The 22,277-nt window shown below is 72.8% G+C and carries 21 protein-coding genes; 8 read left to right on the top strand and 13 right to left on the bottom strand.

The window, feature by feature from the left end:
* The first annotated feature begins 14 nt into the window (after window positions 1-14).
* Entirely contained in the window at window positions 15-449 is a 435-nt protein-coding gene (locus L3X23_RS34485; protein ID WP_237197900.1) for a CBS domain-containing protein, read from the top strand.
* A 61-nt stretch (window positions 450-510) separates the two neighbouring features.
* On the opposite strand, the gene L3X23_RS34480 is transcribed toward L3X23_RS34485, so the two are convergent.
* Window positions 511-1,128 (bottom strand): DsbA family protein, encoded by a 618-nt coding sequence (locus tag L3X23_RS34480; RefSeq protein WP_237197899.1) that lies wholly within the window; start codon window positions 1,126-1,128, stop codon window positions 511-513.
* Window positions 1,129-1,253: 125 nt separating this feature from the next.
* Between L3X23_RS34480 and pepN the strand changes: the two genes are divergently transcribed.
* The 3 genes from pepN (at window position 1,254) to L3X23_RS36495 (ending at window position 5,326) form a co-directional block, all read left to right on the top strand.
* Window positions 1,254-3,791 carry an aminopeptidase N gene (pepN, locus tag L3X23_RS34475; RefSeq protein WP_237197898.1) on the top strand — a complete coding sequence of 846 codons (2,538 nt, stop codon included), beginning with the start codon at window positions 1,254-1,256 and terminating at the stop codon, window positions 3,789-3,791.
* Window positions 3,792-3,911: 120 nt separating this feature from the next.
* Window positions 3,912-4,574, top strand: a complete 663-nt coding sequence (locus tag L3X23_RS34470) for a phosphatase PAP2 family protein (RefSeq protein ID WP_176921504.1) — start codon at window positions 3,912-3,914, stop codon at window positions 4,572-4,574.
* A gap of 47 nt (window positions 4,575-4,621) precedes the next feature.
* On the top strand, window positions 4,622-5,326 hold the full coding sequence (locus tag L3X23_RS36495) for a phosphatase PAP2 family protein (protein ID WP_237197897.1): 705 nt from the start codon (window positions 4,622-4,624) through the stop codon (window positions 5,324-5,326).
* Between the two features lie 15 nt (window positions 5,327-5,341).
* Here the strand turns inward: L3X23_RS36495 and L3X23_RS34460 are convergent, their stop codons facing one another.
* The 6 genes from L3X23_RS34460 to L3X23_RS34435 form a co-directional block, all read right to left on the bottom strand.
* Window positions 5,342-5,686: a hypothetical protein gene (locus L3X23_RS34460; protein ID WP_093088948.1), complete on the bottom strand. Its 345-nt coding sequence runs from the start codon at window positions 5,684-5,686 to the stop codon at window positions 5,342-5,344.
* Between the two features lie 126 nt (window positions 5,687-5,812).
* The gene (locus L3X23_RS35915) at window positions 5,813-7,324 is read right to left on the bottom strand and encodes a HAMP domain-containing sensor histidine kinase (RefSeq protein WP_305080946.1); all 1,512 of its coding nucleotides are present in this window, start codon (window positions 7,322-7,324) and stop codon (window positions 5,813-5,815) included.
* Window positions 7,325-7,464: 140 nt separating this feature from the next.
* Entirely contained in the window at window positions 7,465-8,172 is a 708-nt protein-coding gene (locus L3X23_RS34450; protein WP_237197896.1) for a response regulator transcription factor, read from the bottom strand.
* A 205-nt stretch (window positions 8,173-8,377) separates the two neighbouring features.
* A complete protein-coding gene (locus L3X23_RS34445; protein WP_237197895.1) occupies window positions 8,378-8,887 on the bottom strand; it encodes a DUF5130 family protein in 510 nt (169 codons plus the stop codon).
* Entirely contained in the window at window positions 8,874-9,116 is a 243-nt protein-coding gene (locus L3X23_RS34440; protein WP_093088952.1) for a hypothetical protein, read from the bottom strand. The genes L3X23_RS34445 and L3X23_RS34440 overlap by 14 nt, the downstream gene beginning before the upstream one ends.
* A 45-nt stretch (window positions 9,117-9,161) precedes the next feature.
* Window positions 9,162-10,571, bottom strand: a complete 1,410-nt coding sequence (locus tag L3X23_RS34435; RefSeq protein WP_237197894.1) for a DUF2252 domain-containing protein — start codon at window positions 10,569-10,571, stop codon at window positions 9,162-9,164.
* Between the two features lie 80 nt (window positions 10,572-10,651).
* Here L3X23_RS34435 and L3X23_RS34430 point away from each other — a divergent pair, with 80 nt between their 5' ends.
* Window positions 10,652-12,607 carry a hypothetical protein gene (locus L3X23_RS34430; RefSeq protein WP_237197893.1) on the top strand — a complete coding sequence of 652 codons (1,956 nt, stop codon included), beginning with the start codon at window positions 10,652-10,654 and terminating at the stop codon, window positions 12,605-12,607.
* Here L3X23_RS34430 and L3X23_RS34425 read toward each other — a convergent pair.
* Window positions 12,601-13,164: a dTDP-4-dehydrorhamnose 3,5-epimerase family protein gene (locus L3X23_RS34425; RefSeq protein ID WP_237197892.1), complete on the bottom strand. Its 564-nt coding sequence runs from the start codon at window positions 13,162-13,164 to the stop codon at window positions 12,601-12,603. The genes L3X23_RS34430 and L3X23_RS34425 overlap by 7 nt on opposite strands.
* On the bottom strand, window positions 13,161-14,141 hold the full coding sequence (rfbB, locus tag L3X23_RS34420; protein WP_237197891.1) for a dTDP-glucose 4,6-dehydratase: 981 nt from the start codon (window positions 14,139-14,141) through the stop codon (window positions 13,161-13,163). Before rfbB ends, L3X23_RS34425 begins: the two co-directional genes overlap by 4 nt.
* A 69-nt stretch (window positions 14,142-14,210) precedes the next feature.
* Here rfbB and rfbD point away from each other — a divergent pair, with 69 nt between their 5' ends.
* A complete protein-coding gene (rfbD, locus tag L3X23_RS34415) occupies window positions 14,211-15,041 on the top strand; it encodes a dTDP-4-dehydrorhamnose reductase (protein ID WP_237197890.1) in 831 nt (276 codons plus the stop codon).
* Window positions 15,038-15,955 (top strand): glucose-1-phosphate thymidylyltransferase RfbA, encoded by a 918-nt coding sequence (gene rfbA / locus L3X23_RS34410; RefSeq protein WP_237197889.1) that lies wholly within the window; start codon window positions 15,038-15,040, stop codon window positions 15,953-15,955. Before rfbD ends, rfbA begins: the two co-directional genes overlap by 4 nt.
* A 10-nt stretch (window positions 15,956-15,965) precedes the next feature.
* Here rfbA and L3X23_RS36490 read toward each other — a convergent pair whose 3' ends face one another.
* Genes L3X23_RS36490 through L3X23_RS34395 form a run of 3 tightly spaced genes read right to left on the bottom strand, consistent with a single transcriptional unit; the run spans window position 15,966 to window position 20,230 of the window.
* Window positions 15,966-17,168, bottom strand: a complete 1,203-nt coding sequence (locus L3X23_RS36490) for a glycosyltransferase (RefSeq protein ID WP_237197888.1) — start codon at window positions 17,166-17,168, stop codon at window positions 15,966-15,968.
* Window positions 17,165-19,108 (bottom strand): hypothetical protein, encoded by a 1,944-nt coding sequence (locus L3X23_RS34400; RefSeq protein WP_237197887.1) that lies wholly within the window; start codon window positions 19,106-19,108, stop codon window positions 17,165-17,167. The genes L3X23_RS36490 and L3X23_RS34400 overlap by 4 nt, the downstream gene beginning before the upstream one ends.
* Before the next feature lie 57 nt (window positions 19,109-19,165).
* Complete coding sequence (locus L3X23_RS34395) at window positions 19,166-20,230, bottom strand: LCP family protein (protein WP_237197886.1); 1,065 nt, start codon at window positions 20,228-20,230, stop codon at window positions 19,166-19,168.
* 125 nt (window positions 20,231-20,355) lie between these two features.
* Between L3X23_RS34395 and L3X23_RS34390 the strand changes: the two genes are divergently transcribed.
* Window positions 20,356-21,069: a hypothetical protein gene (locus tag L3X23_RS34390; protein ID WP_237197885.1), complete on the top strand. Its 714-nt coding sequence runs from the start codon at window positions 20,356-20,358 to the stop codon at window positions 21,067-21,069.
* 173 nt (window positions 21,070-21,242) lie between these two features.
* On the opposite strand, the gene L3X23_RS34385 is transcribed toward L3X23_RS34390, so the two are convergent.
* Window positions 21,243-22,178, bottom strand: coding sequence for a hypothetical protein (locus tag L3X23_RS34385; protein WP_237197883.1), 936 nt, complete (start codon window positions 22,176-22,178; stop codon window positions 21,243-21,245).
* Window positions 22,179-22,277 lie beyond the last annotated feature (99 nt).

Here is a 22,277-nt window from a genome sequence, read left to right as displayed (position 1 = left end):
CGGAGGGCAGAGCGATGAAGATTGCCGACATCCTCGACACCAAGGGACGGACCGTGCACACGATCCTCCCGTACGCCACCGTCACGGACGCGGTGCGCCGCCTGGAGCTCCTCGGGATCGGCGCGCTGGTGGTGTGCGACACCGAGCACCGGCTCGTCGGCATCCTCTCCGAGCGCGACCTGATCCGCGAGCTCGCGCAGCGCGGCCCAGAGCTGCTGACGCAGCCGATCTCCGAGGTCATGACCAGGAAGGTCGCCACGGCGCGCCCCGCGGACGAGCTCACCTCGGCGATGGCCCGGATGACCAGCGGCCGCTACCGCCACCTGCCGGTGCTCGACGGTGGACGGCTCGTCGGCATGGTCTCGATCGGCGACCTGGTCAAGGCCCGCCTGCGCGACATGGAACTGCAGACGGGCGTCCTCCGCGACGCTGTGATCGCCGCCCACTGAATCGCTGAAACCACCCGAACCGCCCTTTCGCGCCATTCGCGCGAAAGGGCGGTTCCGCGGATCAGTAGTCGAAATCCGGATCCTCGGTACGGGTGCGCTTGAGCTCGAAGAAATGCGGCCAACCGGCCAGCAGGTGGGCGCCGTCGAAGACCTTCCCGGCCTCCTCGCCGTGCGGCACCTTGGAGATGACGGGCCCGAAGTAGGCCACGCCGTCGACGTGCAGCACCGGGGTGCCCACGTCCATGCCGACGGGGTCCATGCCCGCGTGGTGCTCGGTGTTCAGCTTCTCGTCCCACTCGGTGGAGGTGGCGGCCTCGGCCAGCTCGGCGGGCAGGTCCTGCTCGGCGAGCGCCTCCTTGATCACGACGTCGAAGTCCTTGTTGCCGCCGTTGTGGATCCGCTCCCCCATCGCCCCGTAGAGCGGGCGGACGACCTCGCGGCCGTGGCCCTCGGCGGCGGCGATCAGGACCCGCACCGGACCCCAGGCCTTCTTCATCATCTCCTGGTACTGCTCGGGCAGGTCCCGGCCCGCGTTGAGCACGGCGAGGCTCATCACGTGGAAGTCCAGGTCCAGGTCCCGAACCTGCTCGACCTCGAGGATCCACCGCGAGGTGAGCCAGGCCCAGGGACACAGCGGGTCGACCCAGATGTCGACCTTGGTCCGGTCGGTGCTGGTCACAGGCACTCCGTTCGTCGTCCTAGAACGCCCAACCGGCGCCGCCCCGGCCGTGTTCCCGCACGGCCGGGAAAGACCTCGCCGCCCGTGATTGGATGCGGGAAGCACCCTCGGACCGGAAGGACCACATGGCCCCGCCCAACCTGACCCAGGCCGACGCCGAGCGCCGGGCCGCCCTGCTGGCCGTCTCGTCGTACGTGGTCGACCTCGACCTGACCGACGGCGCGGGCGGACCGGGCGAGAAGACGTTCGCGACCACCGCCACGGTCCGGTTCACCTGCGCCGAGCCGGGTGCGGACAGCTGGATCGACTTCGTGGGCGCGGGCGTCGAGTCCGCCGTGCTGAACGGCACCGCGCTCGACGTGTCCGGCTACCGCGAGGACGACGGCCTCGCCCTGCCGGACCTGCGGGCCGAGAACGAGCTGACGGTCGTCGCCACCGGCACCTACATGAACACCGGCGAGGGCCTGCACCGCTTCGTCGACCCGGTCGACGGCGGCGTCTACCTCTACTCGCAGTTCGAGACCGCGGACTGCAAGCGCCTGTTCGCCTGCTTCGACCAGCCGGACCTCAAGGCGCGCTACACCCTCACGGTCACGGCGCCGTCGGACTGGAAGGTCGTCTCCAACGCGGTGGCCGAGGTCGCGGACGGTGTCCACCGCTTCGCCGAGACCGAGATCATGTCGACCTACCTGGTCGCCCTGATCGCGGGCCCGTACGCGAGCTGGCACGACGAGCACGACGGCATCCCGCTCGGGATCTTCTGCCGGGCGAGCCTTGCCCCGCACATGGACCACGAGCGGATCTTCACCGAGACCAAGCAGGGCTTCGACTTCTACCACCGCAACTTCGGGATCCGGTACCCGTTCGGCAAGTACGACCAGCTCTTCGTGCCGGAGTTCAACGCGGGCGCGATGGAGAACGCGGGCGCCGTCACCTTCCTCGAGGACTACGTCTTCCGCTCCCGGGTCACCCGGTTCCTCTACGAGCGCCGCGCCGAGACGATCCTGCACGAGATGGCGCACATGTGGTTCGGCGACCTCGTGACCATGCGCTGGTGGGACGACCTGTGGCTGAACGAGTCGTTCGCCACCTGGGCCTCCGTGCTCTGCCAGGCCGAGGCCACCGAGTACACCGAGGCCTGGACGACCTTCGCGAACGTCGAGAAGTCCTGGGCCTACCGCCAGGACCAGCTGCCCTCGACGCACCCGATCGCGGCGGACATCCCGGACCTGCAGGCCGTCGAGGTCAACTTCGACGGGATCACCTACGCCAAGGGCGCGTCGGTGCTCAAGCAGCTCGTGGCCTACGTGGGGCTCGAGCCCTTCATGGCGGGCCTGCGGGCGTACTTCGAGGCCCACAAGTGGGGCAACGCCACCTTCGACGACCTGTTGGGCGCCCTGGAGGAGTCCTCCGGACGCGACCTGAGCGACTGGGGCGCGCAGTGGCTGCGCACCACCGGGCTGAACCTGCTCCGCCCGCAGTTCGAGGTCTCCCCCGAGGGCACGTTCACCAGCTTCGAGATCGTCCAGGGCGGCGCGCGGCCCGGCGCCGGGGAGACGCGGACGCACCGCGTCGCCGTCGGGATCTACGACGAGGACTCCCACGGCCGGATCGTGCGCACCGAGCGCATCGAGGTGGACGTCACGGGCGAGCGGACCCGGGTCGACGCCCTCGTCGGCACTCCGCAGGGCAAGCTCGTGCTGGTCAACGACGACGACCTCACCTACTGCGCCCTGCGTCTGGACCCCGCGTCGCTCACCACGCTGATCGACCGGATCGGGGACATCGCCGAGCCGCTGCCGCGCACGCTGTGCTGGTCGGCGGCCTGGGAGATGACCCGCGAGGCCGAGCTCAAGGCCCGGGACTTCGCCACCCTCGTCTCCGGCGGGTTCGCCCGGGAGACCGAGATCGGGGTGCTGCAGCGGCTGCTGCTGCAGGTCCAGACCGCGGTCGCCTCCTACGCGGACGAGAGCTGGGCGGCGGAGAAGGGCTGGCCGCAGCTGGTCGAGGCCATGCTCGCGGGGCTCGACGGCGCGGAGGCGGGCTCGGACACCCAGCTCGCCCTGGTCAACTCCCTGTCCGGGTCGGTGCTGCCCGCGGCCGTGCTGGACCGCTTCGCGGCGTGGCTCGACGGGCGGGACGTGCCCGCGGGCCTGACCGTCGACACCGACCTGCGCTGGCGGCTCCTGCACGCCCTGGTCGCGCACGGGCGGGCCGGGGAGCCGGAGATCGAGGCCGAGCACGCCCGGGACGCCACGGCGGCGGGCGAGCGGCAGGCCGAGCGGGCCCGCTCGCTCGTCCCGACCGCGGAGGCCAAGGCCAGGGCGTGGCAGCGCGCGGTCTACGACGACGAGATCCCGAACGCCGTCCAGGAGGCGATCATCGGCGGGTTCGCCCACCCGGCGCAGCGGGGGCTGCTCGGCGGGTACGTCGAGAAGTACTTCGACTCGGTCGCCGAGGTGTGGTCGCGCCGCACCTCGGAGCGGGCGCAGAGCGTCGTCCTCGGCCTGTTCCCGAGCTGGGCCGTCGAGAAGGGCACCGTGGACGCGGCGGACGCCTGGCTCGCGGACGACACGCACCCCCCGGCGCTGCGCCGGCTGGTCACCGAGGGCCGGGCGGGCATCGTGCGGGCCCTCGCGGCCCGCGAGTTCGACCGCTCCTGACGGGGTCGTCCGGGCCGCGGCGGGGTCTCCCGTCGCGGTCCGGGCGCGTGTGCGGTGCGACACCGCACGTCACTCGGTTCAGTGGTGATTCGCGGCGCGCCGCTTGGGATGCTTGATCACGTGACGAGTGCCCGCCCGTTCACCCCTGAGATCCCACCCACCCTCCGAGTCCCCGCCCTGCTGCTCATCGCGCTCGCCGTCGCGGTGTTCGGCGTCGGTGCCGCGGCCTATGCGGGCAGCACCGGGAACGGCGCCCTGGACCTGCACACCGAGTCCCTGGTCGCGGGCGCGACCCGCCCGCACGAGCACCTGTTCCGGGTGCTCACGGCCTTCGGGTCCCCACCGACGGTGGTCGCGGGCGCGTTCGGCCTCGCGGCCGTCTGCCTCGCGCTGCACCGACGGCGGCTGGCCGTGGTCGCCGTCGTCGGGCCGGGGCTGACCGGCGTGGCGACGACCCTGCTCAAACCGGCGATCGGCCGGACCACCGAGTTCGGTGGCTTCGCCTACCCCAGCGGCCACACGGGCGGCGCCACGGCGATCGCCGTGGCCGTGGCGTTGCTGCTGGTCAGCCTGGTACGTCCGGGCCGCACGACCGGCACCGCGCTGATCGTGACCCTCGCGCTCGTCGCGGGCGGCGGCATCGGCGTCGCCCTGGTCGCGACGGACGCCCACTACCCCACCGACACCGTCGGCGGGTTCTGCGCCGCGGTCGCCCTGGTCCTGGGCACGGCGCTGGCGCTGGAGTGGGCCGCCGCCCGCCGCCGGGCACGCGCCACCGGCTGAGATCACGACCGGCGGGCACCGGCGGCGACGTCGCTATCCTCGAACGGGTGACGACGACCCGGGGAACCGCAGGTGGCCGCCCCGCCACGGACGGTCGCCGCCAGGCCTTCGCGGCGCTCGCGCTCGCCGCGGCGGCCGTGGTCGTGGCGCTGGGCGTGCACGTGGCGGGCGGGTCCGCCGCGGGCCGGCTCGACGGCCGCGTCACGGCCGCGGTCGACACGCTCACGTCACCGCACGTGTGGACGGTGCGCGAGCTGACCACGTTCGGGTCTCCGCCGTTCGTCGTGGCCGCGGCACTCGTCCTCGCGGTGGTCGCCCTGGCGCTGCGGGAGCGACTCCTCGCGCTGCTCGCGCTCGCCGGGCCGGGGCTCACCGGCCTCACGATCATGGCGATGAAACCGGTGGTCGGGCGGACGCTGGGCGCGGACGGCGGCCACGCGTACCCGAGCGGTCACACCGGAGGCGCCACGTCCGTCGCGCTCGTGGTCGGCCTGCTGCTGCTCAGCAGGCTGCGGGTGTCCACCGGGGTCGCCGTCGCGGCCCTCCTCGCGTTCGCCCTGGTCGCCGGCGGTGTCGTCGGCGGCGGCATGGTCGCGATCGGGGCGCACTACCCGACGGACACGGTCGGCGGGTTCGGCACGGCCGTCGCGGTGGTGCTGGGCCTCGCCGCCGCCGCGGACCTCGTGGCCGAACGGCTCCGGACACGGACCGAGGGCCCCGCTGGGGAAGCGGGGCCCTCGGCTCGTCCGTGACTCGGACGCGGTGGGTCAGCGGCGGAACAGCCGGGCCAGCAGGCCCTTCTTCGGCTCGTCGCCGGTCGCGTCCCGGTAGTGCTCGCACACCGCGACGCCGCAGGCGCCGCAGTCGTCACCGGCGCGGTAGTGCTCGTGGGCCTCCGCCGCGTGCCCGCACACACAGGTCCCCGGTAGGGCCTGGACCGGCGGCGGGGGCGCCACCGGCGGTGCGGTCGGGGCGCTCGCGAGGTTCTGCTCGGGAGCGCGCTGGGCGGGGACCGTGATGTCCTCGATCGAGGGCAGACCCGTGGGCGGGGTCAGCACCGACGAGACGGACCCCTGGGTCTTGCGCGGACGGGGGGTGTCCGTGTCACCCATTCGGGATCCCTCCTTTCTGCCGACCGGCCCCCCACAAGGGGCCGGAGTGCGCACAGTATGTCGTGATCGGACCCATTGCGTCATCACCGAGATCGGTGAGACGTTCGACGGCGCGTGAAGTTGCGCCTACGGTGCGATCGCGTCGGCAGCCGGTCGTTCGGCGTCGACGGCCGGGATCGACAGGCGGGCCGCACAGCCCCGCGGGTCCTCCACGGTGCGCAGGCTCAGGGACCCTCCCTGGCCTTCGGCGAGCTCCCGGCTGATGTGCAGCCCGAGCCCGGAGCCGCCTGCCCGCGGGTCGTGCACCCCGCGCACCAGGACGACTCCCTCACGGCCCGGAGGGAGCCCCGGACCGTGGTCCCGCACCTCGATCACCACCGTGTCCTGCTCCGAAAACGCCCGGACCAGGACCGGAGTTCCGGCGGCGTGGCGTTCACAGTTGGTCAACAGGTTCGTGACGATCTGCGCGACGACCGCGGAGTCCCCCCGGGCGCGCAGCCCGTCGGGGACCTCCAGGCGCACGTCACGCCCCTGGGCCCGCTGCAGCTCGACCAGCCCGGCGAGCATGGGTTCGACGAGGTAGTCCTCGGCGTCCGTCGCCCCCGCGAGGGCCGCCAGCCGCTCCGGGTCGGTGGTGGACTCCAGGATCGTGTGCAGCCTGCCCAGCTCGGCCAGCACGGCGCTGCGCAGGCGCTCCTGGTCCGGCCCGTCGACCTCCGCGGACAGCAGGTGCGTGATGCCGGCCAGCCCGGCGAGCCCGTTGCGCAGCTCGTGGTTGCGTTCGGCGGTGTGCGCGGCCGCGCGCTCCATGTGCAGCGCCGCGACCGCGAGCTCCTCCTGCTGCACGAAGTTCTCCTCCTGCAGGCGGCGGACGCCCCGCCCCACGATCTGCAGCAGCCCCACCAGCACCACGACGAGCCCGACCAGCCGCAGCGCGGGGAAGACCAGGTCGGTCGCCGGGACGCGCGCGCCGTTCGCGGTCCGGTAGAGCTGAGCGCCCGCGAGGACGACGAGCCCCAGCCCGGCCCGCAGCCGCGGCCCGCTCTGCCTGCGCGCGGCGTCGACCACGCCGAGCACGGCCGCGGCGGCCCACCCGATCACCAGGACCGTGGTGTACACCGGCCCGGTCAGGACCTCGGTGAACGAGCCCGGGTCCGGCACCACGAACAGGGCGAGCAGCGACGCGCCGCCGCCCGCGAGCATGATCAGCCAGCCGCCCCAGGCCCCCATGCGGCGCGGCGCGCGCAGCGCGAACACGAGCAGCACGAGCGCCGTGGCGTAGGCGAGCATCCGGGACACGCGCGCGGCGGTCGACTCCGCCGTCCCGAGCGCGGTCCACGGCAGCACCACCACGCAGTAGAGGACCAGCGCGGCGGCGAGCCACGCCAGCCGCGCCTCGCCGAGCACCCGCGACCCGATCAGGGCGAGGATGGCGGTGGCCGCACCGACGCCCGCCGCGACCAGCGTCAGGAGGTCGACCACGAACTCCTCGTGCACCCAGTCCAGGATCCGCGGGCTCGACGCCAACACCACGACACCCGCGCACAGCACGACCAGCGCGCTCACGTCGATGCCCATTCGCGAGGTGAAGCGCGCGCGGCGCAGCCTGCCCACCGCGCTGGTGACCCCCGTGGCCATGTGGTCGGAGACCCCCCTCCGCGACCCACCACCCGGCCGGCCGTTCATCCATCTTAGGGATGTGCCACGACCGTCGACAGCGGACGATGGACCTCAACCGAACGGCTGCGGGGCGTTCACCCGACACCGCCGTGCGCGGATCAGCCGCCGGTGGCCTGCCGGTAGAGGGCCACGGCCTCGAGCTGCGAGCCCACCTCGAGCTTGGTCAGCACGGCCCTGATCTGCGTGCGCACGGTCGCCAGCGACACCACGAAGTGGTCCGCCACGGCCTGGGCGCGTCTGCCCCTGGCCAGCTCGGCCAGCACCTCGCGCTCCCGCTGGGTCAACCGGCCGAGCTTCTCGGCCAGGTCCCGGCGCTCGGCGGTCCGTCTTCGGGACACGTCGATGAACTTGCGCCTGCGGTCCTCCGACATCACCGGGCGGCCCGCGACGGCCTCCCGCACCGCGGCGAGCAGGGTGGGGAACGGGGCGTTCTTCGGCACCCAGGCCAGGGCGCCCGCGTCGAGCGCGGAGCCGATCCGGGCGGGGTCGGCGCTGCCGGAGAGGACGAGGATCTGCCACCCGGCCTGCCGCAGCGGCCCGACGAGCTCCACGCCGTCGATCCGGTTGCCCTCCGCGTCCCGCCCGAGGTCGAGGTCGAGGAGCACGAGCCCCGCGGGCACCCGGCCCGCCTCCGCCAGGATCCCCCGCTCGGCCGCGGGCCGGATCCGGCCGGCCTCGATGCCCTCCTTCTCGAGGCTCATCACCAGCGAGGTCGCCACGAGCTCGTGATCGTCCACCACGATCACGGGCACCGGGGGGCGCCGGAGCGTCCGCTCCGGCTCACGCGGCGAGATCGGTTCACTCATGGGCGATGCGAGGGCTTCCGCTGCGGGGCCGACGACCGGTCACGTACCTGCAACGACCCGCCGCGGCGAACGACGCGTACTGCTCACCGTGACGGAACCACTGCACCTTGCCCACATGCTTACACCATATGGCTGACCGCACCCAACCATCACGCATGTTTGCCGGATGGAGCGGGCGAACTCGCCCGAAAGGGGCAACCCCGCTCTAGCGGCGGTGGCCCGCCTGGTCGGCCAGCATCCGCAGCCCGCTGAGCAGTCCGCCGAACAGGTCGCTCTCCTTGAACGAGGCCACCATGCTCATGACGGCGAGCTTCGCGCCCCGGTCCGGCAGCCGCAGCTTCGCCTCGGGCCCGGTCACGACCTCGACCAGGCGCTGCCCCGGGCTCACGGCCACGAGCACCGCGGTGTCCGACGGGTCCAGCGAGGCCTGGTACTCCGCCGCGGCGGCCTCGGGGTCGCCGCCCAGGTCGCCCAGGTAGATGGCGAAGAACAGCCCGGTGTCGCGGCTCGCCAGGGTCAGCGCCTCGTCCAGCCGGGACAGCTGCTCGGTGCTGAACGGCGGCTTCCCCGTGGTGTCCGGCTCGGTGAAGACCTCGGCGGCGGAGACCCGCCCGGACCCGGTGACGACCGCGCCCTCGGGCAGGTCCTCGGGGTCGACGGTGGCGACGGCTCCGTGGTCGGCTCCGTGATCAGCTCCGTGATTACCAGTGGCCACGGGCTCCCCCGGTCTGTGCGTTCGTCGGCTCGACGGTGTCGGAGCGCTCGGCGGGCAGGTGGGCACCGGCCGGGTTCGCGGTCCACAGGACGGGCTCGTAGTCCCATGCCTCGCCGGACCGGTACCGCGGCTTGCGGCTCGCCTTCCGGCCCACGGTCAGGCCGAAGACGACGAGATAGACCACCGCCGGTATCAGGAGGAAGACCAGCACCGTCTGCACCACGCTCACGGCGCAGAACCTACCACTGTGCTCCGACACGCCGTAGAAGGTCGCTCACACCCCCGGCTCGCACGGGAAGACGCCGGCCCGCACCGCCGCCGTCAGGTCCGCGTGGTCGCGCTCGGTCTGGTCGGCGTAGGCCCGGGCGAAGCGGCGGATCGCGGTGCGCACCCGCCCGCCTCCGCCGAGGTAGGCCGCGATCATGGAGGCGCCGCTGGTCCGCGCGTGGCCCTTCGCCAGCAGCAACCCGCAGACGGCGGCGTAGTCCACCAGGCCCGCGGGCTCCATGTGGTCCAGGTCGAACGAGCCCTTCATGTCGCGGAACTGGCGCACGTAGTACTGCCGGTTCCCGGCGGTCGTCCAGCCCAGCAGCGGATCGGACACGGTCTGCAGCGCCTGCTGGTACTCGACGACACGTCGGCCCTGGTGGTCGTGCAGCGCCGTGTCGCCGTGCACGAACGGGGCGATCACCGACCGGCGGGCCTGCTTGAGCTGCAGGAACAGGACGTCGTCCGGCCCGGAGCCCTCGCACAGCGCCAGGTAGGCGCGCAGCCCGACCGATCCCACGCCGACCACCTTGTGCGCCACGTCCACCACCCGGTACCCGCCGACCACGCGCGCCCAGTGCGGCGGCAGCGTCGTGAGGTAGTCGTCGAGGGCGAGGACGAGCCGGTCGTACTGCTCGGGATCCGGCCGGGTGATCAGCGGCGGGTCGGCGACGATCCGGCGCGAGTCACCGTCGGTGAAGCGGGGCAGGGCGCGGTCGCTGGTGCGCCGCCGGGCCTTGCGGGCCGCGTCCGCGACGGCCTTGCGGCTGCCCTTGCGGTCCGCGCGTTCCTCCAGGTCGTCCGCCTCGATGCGCTCGTACGAGCGGGTGAGCAGCGGCTGGGAGGCGAGCCGCGCGAGGTGCCGCCGGTAGGCGTCGACACAGCGGGCCACGGCCTCGCCGCACTGCTCCTCGGTGGCGCCGCACTGCCGTCCGGCCACATGGATGCTCGTCGCGAGCCGGCGCAGATCCCACTCCCAGGCCCCGGGGTGGGCCTCGTCGAAGTCGTTGAGGTCGAAGACGAGGTCCCGCTCGGGCGAGGCGTAGAAGCCGAAGTTGCCGAGGTGGGCGTCCCCGCAGATGACGGGTTGGACGCCGGTGGCGGGCAGCGTCGCGAAGTCCGCGGCGTGCAGGTGGGCGGCGCCGCGCAGGAAGGCGAACGGGCTCGCGGACATGCGCCCGATCCGGACGGGGATGAGCCGCTCCACCCGGCCGGCGTTGGTCAGCCGCACCGACTCGACGGCCCCGATCCGCCGGTTCGCCGGGGTCCACGCCGCCAGCGCCTCCCGCGGCACCCGGTCCCGCAGCTCCCGCCCGAGCGCCTGCCGCGCCTCCCGCGGTAGCGCGGGCGCCGACAGCAGCGCGAACCCGTCCCGGGCGGCGGGGTCGAGGGAGGCGAGGACGGTGTGCGGCCGCATGGGTGCATTCTCCACCCGGGGTGACCCGGCGATCACCAGGCGAGTTGTTCCGCGGGGTGACACGGGGAAGCATGGGGGGCATGGACTTCCGCCGGGCGGCCCTCGGTCTCGTGCTCCTGGCGACCCTCGCCGGGTGTGGGTCGAGCGGGCCGACCGCGCAGTGCGATCTGGCCTCGACGGCGCTGAACCAGGGCCAGCTCGCCACCGCCGCCGAGCTCTACGCCCGCGCCCAGCGCAGCGGCGAGGGTTCGTGTGCGGACACCGGGCTCGACTCGGTCGCGAACCGGTACGCCTCGGCCTTCCGCGAGGCCGCCCGCGGCACGGCGTTGGAGGTGGCGGCGGACAACGCGGGCGCCCAGGCCGCCTACCAGTCCGCGCTCGCCCTGGACCAGGGCAACCAGCCGGCGATCAACGGGCTCACCCGGCTCGGGGTGCCGCAGGAGCAGCGGATCACCTCGCTCCCGCTGCCCGCCACGCCGCCGTACCCGCAGGCCACGGCCTGGACGGGCTGGCCGATCGTGCTTCCCACCTTCCTGATCGCCCTCGCCGCCCTGGCCTTCGCCCTGCTGCGTCGTCCCGCACCGGGCGGCTACGGCTCCGACGGCTCTGCCCGCGGTTCCGCATCGGGGCGACCCGCCGGGCGCAGGTCGTGGTGGGGCCGCGCGAACGACTGGGTCGCGGGCGGGCGGCAGGCCGCGGCGGAGGGGCCGCCGGAGGACGAGGGGTACGCCGCGGACCGGGGCGAGGCGGCGGGGCCCGCGGAACCGCGCCTCGGCAGTCCCGTCGCGGCACCGCGCCCCTCCCCCGAGCCGCCGACACGACCAGTCCGCCCCGTGACCGGCGAGGACGCCCGCACCGACCCGATCACGGTCGTCACGCCGCAGGGCCTGGACCTGGGCCGCCGCTCCGACCAGCCCCGGTCCCGGACGGTTCGGCCCCACGATCCGCCCGCGGAGGACGACGACCCCGACCCCGGGGCATCTGTGCCCGGCGACGCTGCTCCGCCGCCCCTCGATGCGTCCGCCGGCCCAGCCCGATCGGACGGTGACGCGGCAGCCCAGGCCGCACCCCCAGGACACCCGACCCCCGCGACGCCCGGGGCGCTCGGAGTCGGTGCGGCGGGGGCCTCGGTGATCGGCCTGGCCGCTGCGCGGGCCGAGTCCGAGTCGGCCGACCCGCCCGCTCCCTCGTCCGCCGAGCCTCCGACCACCGAGCCGGAGCAGCCCGAGCCCGCCGAGCCGGAGCAGCCCGGGCCAGAGCGACCCGAGCCCACCGCCGAGCCGCCGGCCCCGCAGCCGTCACCCACCACGCCGGAGCAGCCCGCGCCCACCGCCGAGCAGCCGCCACCCACCCCACGACCCGATCCCGCGCTCGTCGCCCAGGGGGCGGAGATCGGGCAGCTCCAACGGCTTCTGGACCGCTCCTTCCGGGCGGACGACCGGCCGCTCCCCCGCCGCTACTTCGCCGCCGCGGAGCCCGTGCCGGGCCCCGTCGTGGGTGTGACCCTCGCCGTCTGCGTGGTCGGGCTGTCCGGCTCGGAGCGGCTGCTGTGCGTGCAACGGCTGGTCGACGCGTCCCCGCCGGACGCCGACTGGGTCCCCGACCCGGACCGACACCCGGAGGTGGCGGCGGCGGTCGCACGGCGCGCGGTCGGGTCGATCCGCGACCACGACGAACGCATCTGGGCCACCGACCCCGTCGCCGACGAGCGCGCCCTGCTGCGCCTCGTCGACGCCGCCCGCCCGGTGTGGACCGACCTGTTGCGGGGCGCCGAACCGCCGGACGGCGGGCCGCTGAACCCCTCGACGTCGCCGGGCTCGGCCATCCTGCAAGGGGCGGTCACGGGGCGCGGGCCGGTGGCCGACGAGGGGCCGAGTCCCACGGACGTCCGGGTGGTCGCCCTCGTCGGGGCGCTGCTCGTCGAGGGCGCGGTCACGAACGCCCGGGTCGAGGCGCAGCACCGCGAGATGCCGGCCGTGGCCGCGGCGGAGTCGATCGAGTCGGCGCTCGCCGCGGAGCTGGCCGACCTTCAGTAGCGGGGCAGCAGACCCTTATCACGGGCCTCGGCGAGGGTCGGGGCGTCCCGGTCCTTGGCGGAGAGGATCAGCTCCAGGTCCGCGGGCCACGGCAGTCCCAGCGCGGGGTCCAGCGGCGAGATCCCGTGCTCGGCCTTGGGGTTGTACGGCGTGGAGCACAGGTAGGCCATCACCGTCGGCTCCGCCAGGGCGACGAACGCGTGCCCCAGCCCCTCGGTGAGATAGACCGCGTTCATCCGCTCCGAGTCGAGCTCCACGGCCTCCCACTGCCCGAAGGTCGGCGACCCCACCCGGACGTCGACGATCACGTCGAGCAGCCGACCCGACGGGCAGTACACGTACTTCGCCTGCCCGGGCGGCACGTCCGCGAAGTGCACCCCCCGCACCACACCGCGCGCGCTGCGCGAGTGGTTGGTCTGCTGCGTGGTCAGCTCGAAGCCGAGCGCCTCCCGGAACACCGGGCCCTGGTAGGGCGCCACGAACACGCCCCGGCTGTCCGGGAAGACCGTCGGCTCGAACGCCCACGCCCCGGAGATCGACAGCTCGCGGTACTTCACGCCGAGACCCCCGACTTGATCGGCTCCCACCACGGACGGTTGTCCCGGTACCAGGCCACCGTCTCCGCCAACCCCTCGTCGAACGAGTGCCGCGGCGCGTACCCCAGCTCCGCGTTGATCTTCGACCAGTCCACCGAGTACCGCCGGTCGTGCCCCTTGCGGTCCGCCACCCGCTCGATCATGTCCTCGCCCGCACCCACCGCCGCCAACAACCGGTGGGTCAGGTCGTGGTTCGTCAGCTCGGTGCCGCCGCCGATGTTGTAGATCTCCCCCGCCCGGCCACCCCCGGCGACCAGCGCGATCCCCCGACAGTGGTCGTCGACGTGCAGCCAGTCCCGCACGTTGAGCCCGTCGCCGTAGAGCGGGACCTTCCGCCCGTCGAGCAGGTTGGTCACGAACAACGGAATGACCTTCTCCGGGAACTGGTACGGCCCGTAGTTGTTCGAACACCGCGTGATCGACACGTCCAGCCCGTGCGTGCGGAAGTAGCTGCGCGCCAACAGGTCCGACCCCGCCTTCGACGCCGAGTACGGCGAGTTCGGCAACAACGGGTCCGTCTCCGGCCACGACCCCTCCGAGATCGAGCCGTACACCTCGTCCGTCGAGACGTGCACGAACTTGCCCACCCCCGCGTCCAGCGCGGCCTGCAACATCACCTGCGTGCCCACCACGTTGGTCGACACGAAGTCCGCCGCCCCCGTGATCGAGCGGTCCACGTGCGACTCCGCCGCGAAATGCACCACCACATCCACCCCGGCCACCGCCCGCCCGACGGCCTCGGGGTCCCGGATGTCCCCCACCACGAGATCCACGCCTGAGTCAGACAGGTACCCGGCCAGGTTCTCCCGCCGACCCGCGTAGGTGAGCAGGTCCAGCACCCGCACGTCCCCACTCAAGGCCGGATACGCCCCGTCGACCAGGGACCGCACGAAATGCGAGCCGATGAAACCCGCCCCACCCGTGACCAGAATCTGCACGCGGGGAGACTAGCGACACGATCGGGAGTTCGTGCTAACAGCGGGACAGATCACTGCGACGATGGTGTCGTGCGCGCGATCATCCTGGGAGCGAACGGGCAGCTCGGCCGAGCCCTGTCGGCGGTGGTGCCCGAGGCTCGTGCGCTCGCGCGCAGCGACCTCGACCTGACCGACGCCGAGGCTCTCGCCACCGTCGATTGGTCGGCCTACGACACGATCCTCAACGCGGCCGCTTACACGAAGGTGGACGCCGCAGAGACCGCCGAGGGCCGGCGCGCCGCCTGGGCCGCGAACGCCACGGGGCCCGCCCACCTCGCCCGGATCGCGACAGAGCACGGTCTTCGGCTGGTCCACGTCTCCACGGAGTACGTGTTCGACGGGACGGAGGACGGACCGCTCCCCGAGGACGCCGCGATCGCCCCGCTCAGCGTGTACGGCGCGTCGAAGGCGGCCGGGGACGCCGCCGTCGCGACCACGCCGAAGCACTGGATCGTCCGCCCGACGTGGGTGATGGGCGACGGAGCGAACTTCGCCCGCACCATGCGGACGCTGGCCGAGCGCGGGGTCTCCCCGACGGTCGTCGCGGACCAGGTGGGGCGGCCCACCCTGGCCTCCGACCTCGCCGCGGGGATGCTCGCCCTCCTCGACGCGGAGCCGGGGACCTATCACCTCACGAACTCGGGTTCCGCGGCGAGCTGGGCGGAGGTGGCACGCTTCGTCTTCGAGCAGTCCGGCCGCTCGGGCGCGGACGTCGCCGACACGACCACGGCGGAGTACTTCGCCGACAAGCCCGCGGCCGCACCCCGGCCGTTGAACAGCGTGCTCGACCTGACCAAGGCCGAGAAGGCGGGCGTGGCCCTGCCGGACTGGCGCGAGTCCCTGGAGAGGTACCTCAGATGAAGGGCATCGTCCTCGCGGGCGGCACCGGCACCCGACTGCACCCGATCACCCGGGGTGTCTCCAAGCAGCTGCTGCCGGTCTACGACAAACCGATGATCTACTACCCGCTCTCCACGCTGATGCTGGCGGGGATCCGGGACATCCTCGTGATCACCACTCCCGAGGACGCCCCGATGTTCCACCGCCTGCTCGGCGACGGCGCGGAGTTCGGGCTCAACCTGTCCTACGCCACCCAGGCCGCCCCGAACGGCATCGCCGAGGCCTTCCTGATCGGCGAGGAGCACATCGACGGCGACTCGGTGGCACTCGTGCTGGGCGACAACATTTTCCACGGCCCCGGTTTCTCCGGGATGCTGCGGGACGCCCGGGCCGGCCTCGGCGGTGCGCACGGGCACGGCCACGGACATGGACACGAGGGCGACGGCTGTGTCCTCTTCGGCTACCCGGTGAAGGACCCCGAGCGCTACGGCGTGGGCGAGGCGGACGCCACCGGACGCCTGATCTCCATCGAGGAGAAGCCCGAGAAGCCGCGCTCCGACCGGGCCATCACCGGCCTCTACCTCTACGACGGCACCGCGGTGGAGCGGGCCCGCGCGTTGACGCCGTCCCCGCGCGGGGAGCTGGAGATCACCGACCTCAACCGCGCCTACATGGACGAGGGCCGCGCCCGCCTCGTCGACCTCGGCCGCGGCTTCGCCTGGCTGGACACCGGCACCCACGAGTCCCTGCAGGAGGCCGGCCAGTACGTCCAGATCCTGGAGAACCGCCAGGGCATCCGCATCGCCTGCCTCGAGGAGGTGGCGCTGCGGATGGGCTTCATCGACGCCGAGGCCTGCTACGCGCTGGGCGAGAAGCAGGGCAAGAACGGCTACGGGCAGTACGTGATGGAGGTCGCCCGCACCGTCTCCGGCTGAGGCCGCGACGTCACGAGGGCCGGTCTGTGGCGATGCGGACGCGCTCGAGCGCCTCACCCAACGCGCCGACGCCGAAGAGGGCCCGCACGCCGTCCCTGGACACCGGGTCGACGGCGGGGTCGTCCAATGCCGCCACGATGGCGGCGGCGAACTCCTCCGCGGTGTCGGCGACCCGGACCTGCGCGGCACACGAGGCGGGGAGGCCCGCCAGGCCCTGTGACCGGGACACGATCGGGGCCTCGGTCATGAGCATGTCGATGACCTTGAGCTGCACCCCGCTGCCAACGGCGACCGGGTTGGCCAGCACACGGGCGCCGAATTGGTACGGCGTCACGTCCGGGACGTCGTAGAAGGTGACGACCTCGGGCACGGGGTCGAGCTCGGCGGCGAGCCCGGGGTCCGGGTAGGAGCCGACCACTCCGAAGGTCGTGCCGGGCCGTTCGCGGAGCACCAGCGGCCGGACCTCGCGCACCAACCACCGCACGCCCTGTTGGTTGTTCGGTGTGCGCAGCCCACCGACGAACACGACGTCGCACGACACCCGCTCGTCGGACGGCGGGGTGAGCGCGAGCTCGGGCAGCGGCGGCAGCCAGCCCACATGCTCCACTCCGTGCCGGCGCCAGTACCGGAGATCGTCCTGGGAGATGTCGAACACCGCGGCCGACTCCTGCATCAGGGCGAGCTGGTATCGGCGCAGCCCGAGCGCGGCGAGCCTCCACGCGAGCCGGTTGCGCAGCCGAGCGGCGGCCGCCGCCTGACGACGCAGGTAGGTGTGCTCCAGGTTGTGCGAGCGATAGGCGATGGGGACGTCCCGCTCGCGTCGGATCCGGCGGACCACCTCGCCGAACCACGGACCGTCGAGCCACAGCAGGTCCGGGTCGAACCGGGCGACGGCCTCGAGCAGGGCGGGATACTCGTCGCGGTCGGGCACCCGCGTCGCGACCCGCCACGGCACCCGCAGCACGCGGACCAGGCGACGAAGCGATCGCCAGCGCCCACGTCGGATGGCGAACGAGAAGCGCGCCTGGACGCGGGCGTCGACGGCGGACAGGTCATCGACCCCCGGCACCCGTGGCCCGGCCGGGTCGACCTGGTTAACCAGCATCACCTCGTGGCCCAGCTGCAGCAGACCTTCGATGCGGCGCCAGACGTCCGCGCGGCCACCGCCGCGCGGCGGGTACGGGAAGTCCCACGCGAAGACGGCGATCCTCACCGCAGCGGGTCCGCCGAGGCCGTGGCGCGCCGCGCGGTGACCGCACGCTCGAACGCCTCCCGGTGCCGGACGCCGGTGTCCGCCCAGTCTCGCCGAGACAGGTCCGGTTGGGGTGAACGGGCGGTGCTGCGGGTGGCGCGCAGGGCCGACTCGATCGTGTCGGCCGCGAGCGGACCGTCGAAACCGATGACCCAGCCGTCCCCGACCTCCCGAGCGAGCGCGCGGTTGAACGCCGTGTTCGGCACCAGGACGGGCCGGTTCAACGACAGCGCCGCGAGCACGCTCCCGGAGTTGTGCATCTCCCGGTACGGGAGCACGACGAGCTCCGCCTCCCCGAGCTCGCGCACCAGGGCGGCGTCGTCGAGGAACGACAGCTCCAGCGAGATCCGGTCGTCGCGCTCCGCGAGCCCGGTGAGCTCGCGCACCAGCTGCGGGCTCGACGGCTTTCCGGCGATCCGCAGGCTCACGGACTCGGTGCGGCCCAGTCCGCTGAACGCCTCCGCAAGGCCGATGGCGTTCTTGTACCGGCGCACCTTCCCGGTGAACGTCAGCCTGCCGGGCACGGTCGAGGCCTCCGGGTAGCGGTCGAACCAGTCCCGGTAGTGCCCGTGCTCGATCAGCGCCACCTCGGTCCCCGGAGTCGTGGGGGTGAACTCGTTGAGCACGATCTCGACGGCGGTGAGCTCGTCCACGCCGTCGAGCAGCGCCGACTCCACACGCGAGAGCTGCGACGGACGACCCAGGTTGTGCACGGTGCGGACGATCGGTGTCCTGGTGACCCGCAGCCGCACCAGCAGCGCGGCGAAAAGGATCCGACGGGCGACGGTGGAGACCCGCCCCCGACGCTCGACCAACGCCTCCGGCCAGTGAGTGTGCAGCACGTCGTACCGCCCCAGCAGCGCGGTGCCCCAGCTCCAGGCGCGGGCGTCGAGGCCGGGAGTCGAGTTGAGGGTGGCGAACAGCTGCGTGATGTAGGGGTTGGTGAGAGAGCCCGGTGTCGCGAACGACTCGACGACGCGGAGGGGGCCGCCCCGCTGCTCGCGGCGCTCGACCCGCCATGCCGCGGCCACACCTCGGGCGTATGCCCGCCAAGGGGTGACACCCTCGACGAACTGCCGCCGACCGCCCTTGAGCAGAACGTCGAGCGCCGTGCGCGGGGTCTGTCGGACCCAGCGTCGCCGGTCGCCGGGCGAGAGCCACTTCGAGGCGTAGAGCGCGCGGTTGCGGATGTTGGCGACGTAGTAGGTCTCGGACTTCGCCCGGCCGGTGTGCGTCTCCGCGTGCGTACCGCCCTCGTCGTGCACGGCGACGATCGACTCGTCGACCCGGATCGAACCGCCCGCCTCGTGCACCCGACGACAGAGGTCGATGTCCTCCCAGTACAGGAAGTAGTCGTCGTCGAAGCCTCCGGTGCGACGCCACAGCTCTGCGCTGAGCACCATGGCCGCACCCGACACCCATTCCATCACCGCAGCTCCCGGCACCCGCCGCCGGCTAGAGCCGACCGTGCCGTCGTGGAGCCGGAGGTCCATGATCGTGGACTGCCATCGCGCCCCGTCGGCGGTCTCGATGCGGGGTGCCAGCAGCAGCATGCGGTCGGCCTCGACCTGCCCGAACAGCCGCTCCGCGTCGGCGGGGTCGATCCGCGCGTCCGGGTTGAGCAGGAAGAACGACTCCGCCCCCGCCTCGAGCGCACGTGCCACGCCAAGGTTGCAGCCACCGCCGAACCCGGTGTTCCGCTCAGGAGACTCGATGAGCCAACCGCGCTCACGACCGAGCTCCTGGACGCGCTGTCTCTCGTCCGCGGAGCTGAAGCTGTCGACCACCACGACGACACATCCCGAGGGAACGCTCGTCGCGAGGTTTCGCCGCAGCAGGGCACTGCTGCCGTAGTTGACGACGACCAACGCTCGTGGCCGGGGTGCGGCCTCCTCCGACACGGTGCGGCTCCTCCTCGTGTCTCGACCGCACGTGCGGTCAGGGCAGACTACCGGCGACTAGCGGGGCGAGGTGGACAACGCCTCGTCCGGGTGGGCCGCGAGGTAGCCCGCGACCGTGCCCTCACGGACGGCCTGCCAGTACTGCGGGGCGAGCTGCTCGTCGAGGTAGACCACGGACTGGGCCCCCTCCCGTCCCAGGCCCGCGACCGGCGCGTTGGTGAACGTCACCCCCGAGGCGCGCAAACCCCGCCACTGCAGGGCGAGGTCGCGGAGCGCCCCGTTCGACAAGGTGTCGTCGATGCTGACCGTCCTGGTGGTGCTGTCGACGAGGTCGTAGAGCCCCACCGGGTCCGACGTCGTCGTCCCCGCCTTGGTCAGCAGCGACTTCAGTGCGTTCTGCTGGCGCTTGGCCCGGTCGAGGTCGCCACCGGGCAGGTCGTAGCGCTGGCGCACGTAGGCCAGCGCCTGGGATCCGTCGAGGTGGTTGAGCCCCTCGTGGAAGTCCACGCCGATGTTCGACGTCGCCCGAGCCACTCGGACGTCGATCCCGCCGACGGAGTCCACCATCTGCTGGAACCCGGCGAAGTCGATGATCCCGAAGTGGTCCACCCGCACACCCGTGAGGTTCTCGATGGTCTCGATCAGCAGAGGCGCCCCGCCGAAGGCGTACGCGGCATTGATCTTGTTCATTCCGCGGCCGGGAATGTCCACCCAGCTGTCGCGCGGGATGGACGTGACGGACGCCGTCGTCCCGTCCGGGGCCACCCGCGCGATCATGATCACGTCGGACCGCTGAGAACCCGGGTTCACCCCCGCGGCGGCATCGGTGCCCGTCGTCGGTTCGTCGGAGCGGCTGTCGGTGCCGACCAGCAGGAAGGTCGTGGCGTCGGTCGCCGCCGGGCGGGCGGACTCCTCGATCCCGGCGAATGCGCCCGGGATGCGGGAGACGTTGTTGCCCAGGCTCTCGGTGACGACGTAGACCGCGGCCGCCGCGGCGAGGACCAGGCCGAGCAGCACCGCGACGGCAGTGACGAGGATCCGACGGTTGCGGCGCGAGGACGTCCCGTCCGCGGGCGCCGTCGCCGTGCCGAGCGCCGGTCGCCCGCTCTGGTCGCTCGCCATGTCTCTCCTCGCCGCGTTGTGCCGATTCGACTCTCATGTCTCGTCCGTGGGCCCCGGCGTTACGCCGTGCGGCGGGTAACGGGCGGCGACGACCGGCCGACTTCCCGACCATGGAGGAACCGGGCGTGCCGCGCTCCAAGCGACAGCGGTACTCCTCGCCCTCGCCCTCCCGTGTGCGGGACGAGGCGCCGACGGCGGAGACCGAGGCGAGCGGACCGCGGCACGCCGCGTCGCCGCCACCGTCGACACCATCGCCCGGGCCACCGCGCGAGCGTCGCTTCCGGCTCGCCCCCTACGTCGCCACCGCCGCCGTGGCGTTCGCCCTCGGCGTGCTCGTCGGGACTCAGGACCTCGCCCGGTTCCTGGCACCGGCGCCCCCGGGCGAGGCGACCGCGGTCGACACGGGAGAGCCCACGGGTGACGCACCTGCCTACCCCGGGGCGGAGGACGGGGACGTGGTCGGCGCCGCCGGGGACACCCTGGTCGTGGGCGGTCTGCAGGTCTCGGCGTCGCTGCTGCGGGCGGGGGCCGCCGACGGGCCGCCGACGGTGTGCACGACGGTGTCCGTGTCCGGGGCCGGCGGCATCACCGCCGCGGTCTACGACTCTGAGGCGGACTGGCACCTCCAGAATCCGCAGGGCCTGTCCACCGCGGCCGTCGCCTGGGGGTCGAGTGCCCTGTTGGGCGCCGGTGAGGCCGGCCCGGGCTCGACCGTCTCGGGTGATGTCTGTTTCGACCGCACCGGGCTAGTCGCGGGTCAGTACTCCCTCCTGTTCCGGTCGAGCGCGGCGAACGCCCCGGGACGGGGTGTCTGGGTCACGAACGTCGTGTTCGGGTAGAGCCCGGCTGTCACGAACACCACGTCCGATCCGAGTCCCCTGTCCGAAGCGCCGGTGTCCGCTCGCTGCGCGTCCGTGCACGGCGATCGCGCGCCGGTGATCTCCCCGGGAGACGGCATCGTCACCGCGCTCGGTCGGCAGCGCATCCTGACCGGCCGTGGCCGGGCGACGGCTCAGAAGCCCTGCGCTCGGTACCGGTCGTAACCCACTGCCAGGGTGTCCACGTCCGCACACGCCTTCGCCCTGGTCAGCTGCCACTGTAGGAGGTGCAGCACCGACTGGTTCGTCTCCAGGATCGCGCGCCGGAGGTTCGTTGCGGCGACCTCGTCGTTGTAGTGGCACTCCCCGATGATCCAGGGCAGGTCGCCCAGCCCCAGCTCGAGGAGGACCTGGTGCGCCCGGACGAACCGCTGGTACTCATCCCGCCCCGGGCTCGGGTAGATGTGCAGGTCGACGGCCTTCGGCAGGGCTCCCCGGTACACCTCGGGGAGCATCCGGACGCGCACCTCGTCGCTGATGCAGGAGAAGCCGATCGTGTCGTCGGCGCCGAACGCCTCCGTGTAGTCCGCCCAGAGCTGCTGGGCGGCCCTCAGCTGGTGGGGCCGCCCAGCAGGCGGAACCAGCTCGTTGCAGAGGTCGATCGTGTAGTCGACACCGGAGTCGACGAGCACCGGGCGCGTCCGGAAGACCAGGTCCCGGTTCTCGCGGTAGAGGTCCGCCCGCCACTCGGTCCAGCGCAAGGCGGCGTTGTCCTTGCTGGGGAAGAAGCCGACCTGGACGCCTTCGAAGCCGGCGCGGTCGATGCTTGACAGCAGGTCGGCGAGATTCTGCTGGTTGACGTCGGACAGGGCACCCGACGAGGAGTCCATGATCGTCCCCGAGTCGGGACCGTGTCGGTGGAAGATCAGGATGCGAAGTCTGCGCTGGCCGGCCGCGTACATGTCCGACAGCTGCGACTCGATCAGGTCGCGAGCGCGGTTGAAGGTGTTGACCACGCCGTAGCGCTCGCGGCGACATCCGTCGTCGAGCTGGTACCAGCCGAAGTTGGTGCCGCCGCGTTCACTGGTGACACGGTTGAGTTCGTCCTCGATCTGCAAGGCGATGGGCACGCCACCCAGGCCGAAAGTGGCTCCGACCCCGATGGCCGTTCTCAGGAAGTCCCGCCGAAGCACATCTCCCCCTGCTGTCCCCACGACGTGCTCCAGGAC

The organism is Pseudonocardia sp. WMMC193, assembly GCF_021728735.1.
GTDB lineage: Bacteria > Actinomycetota > Actinomycetes > Mycobacteriales > Pseudonocardiaceae > Pseudonocardia > Pseudonocardia oroxyli.
Note: the sequence above shows the minus strand (reverse complement) of the source record. Positions and strands in the feature narration are given on the sequence as shown.

What these genes read in the sequence shown, in the direction of transcription:
- L3X23_RS34485 (WP_237197900.1), top strand. Translation starts at nt 15, where the DNA reads ATGAAGATTGCCGACATCCTCGACACCAAGGGACGGACCGTGCACACG.
- L3X23_RS34435 (WP_237197894.1), bottom strand. Translation starts at nt 10,571, where the DNA reads ATGCGGCCGCACACCGTCCTCGCCTCCCTCGACCCCGCCGCCCGGGAC.
- L3X23_RS35915 (WP_305080946.1), bottom strand. Translation starts at nt 7,324, where the DNA reads ATGGCCACGGGGGTCACCAGCGCGGTGGGCAGGCTGCGCCGCGCGCGC.
- L3X23_RS34460 (WP_093088948.1), bottom strand. Translation starts at nt 5,686, where the DNA reads ATGGGTGACACGGACACCCCCCGTCCGCGCAAGACCCAGGGGTCCGTC.
- L3X23_RS34395 (WP_237197886.1), bottom strand. Translation starts at nt 20,230, where the DNA reads ATGGCGAGCGACCAGAGCGGGCGACCGGCGCTCGGCACGGCGACGGCG.
- rfbA (WP_237197889.1), top strand. Translation starts at nt 15,038, where the DNA reads ATGAAGGGCATCGTCCTCGCGGGCGGCACCGGCACCCGACTGCACCCG.
- pepN (WP_237197898.1), top strand. Translation starts at nt 1,254, where the DNA reads ATGGCCCCGCCCAACCTGACCCAGGCCGACGCCGAGCGCCGGGCCGCC.
- L3X23_RS34430 (WP_237197893.1), top strand. Translation starts at nt 10,652, where the DNA reads ATGGACTTCCGCCGGGCGGCCCTCGGTCTCGTGCTCCTGGCGACCCTC.
- L3X23_RS34450 (WP_237197896.1), bottom strand. Translation starts at nt 8,172, where the DNA reads ATGAGTGAACCGATCTCGCCGCGTGAGCCGGAGCGGACGCTCCGGCGC.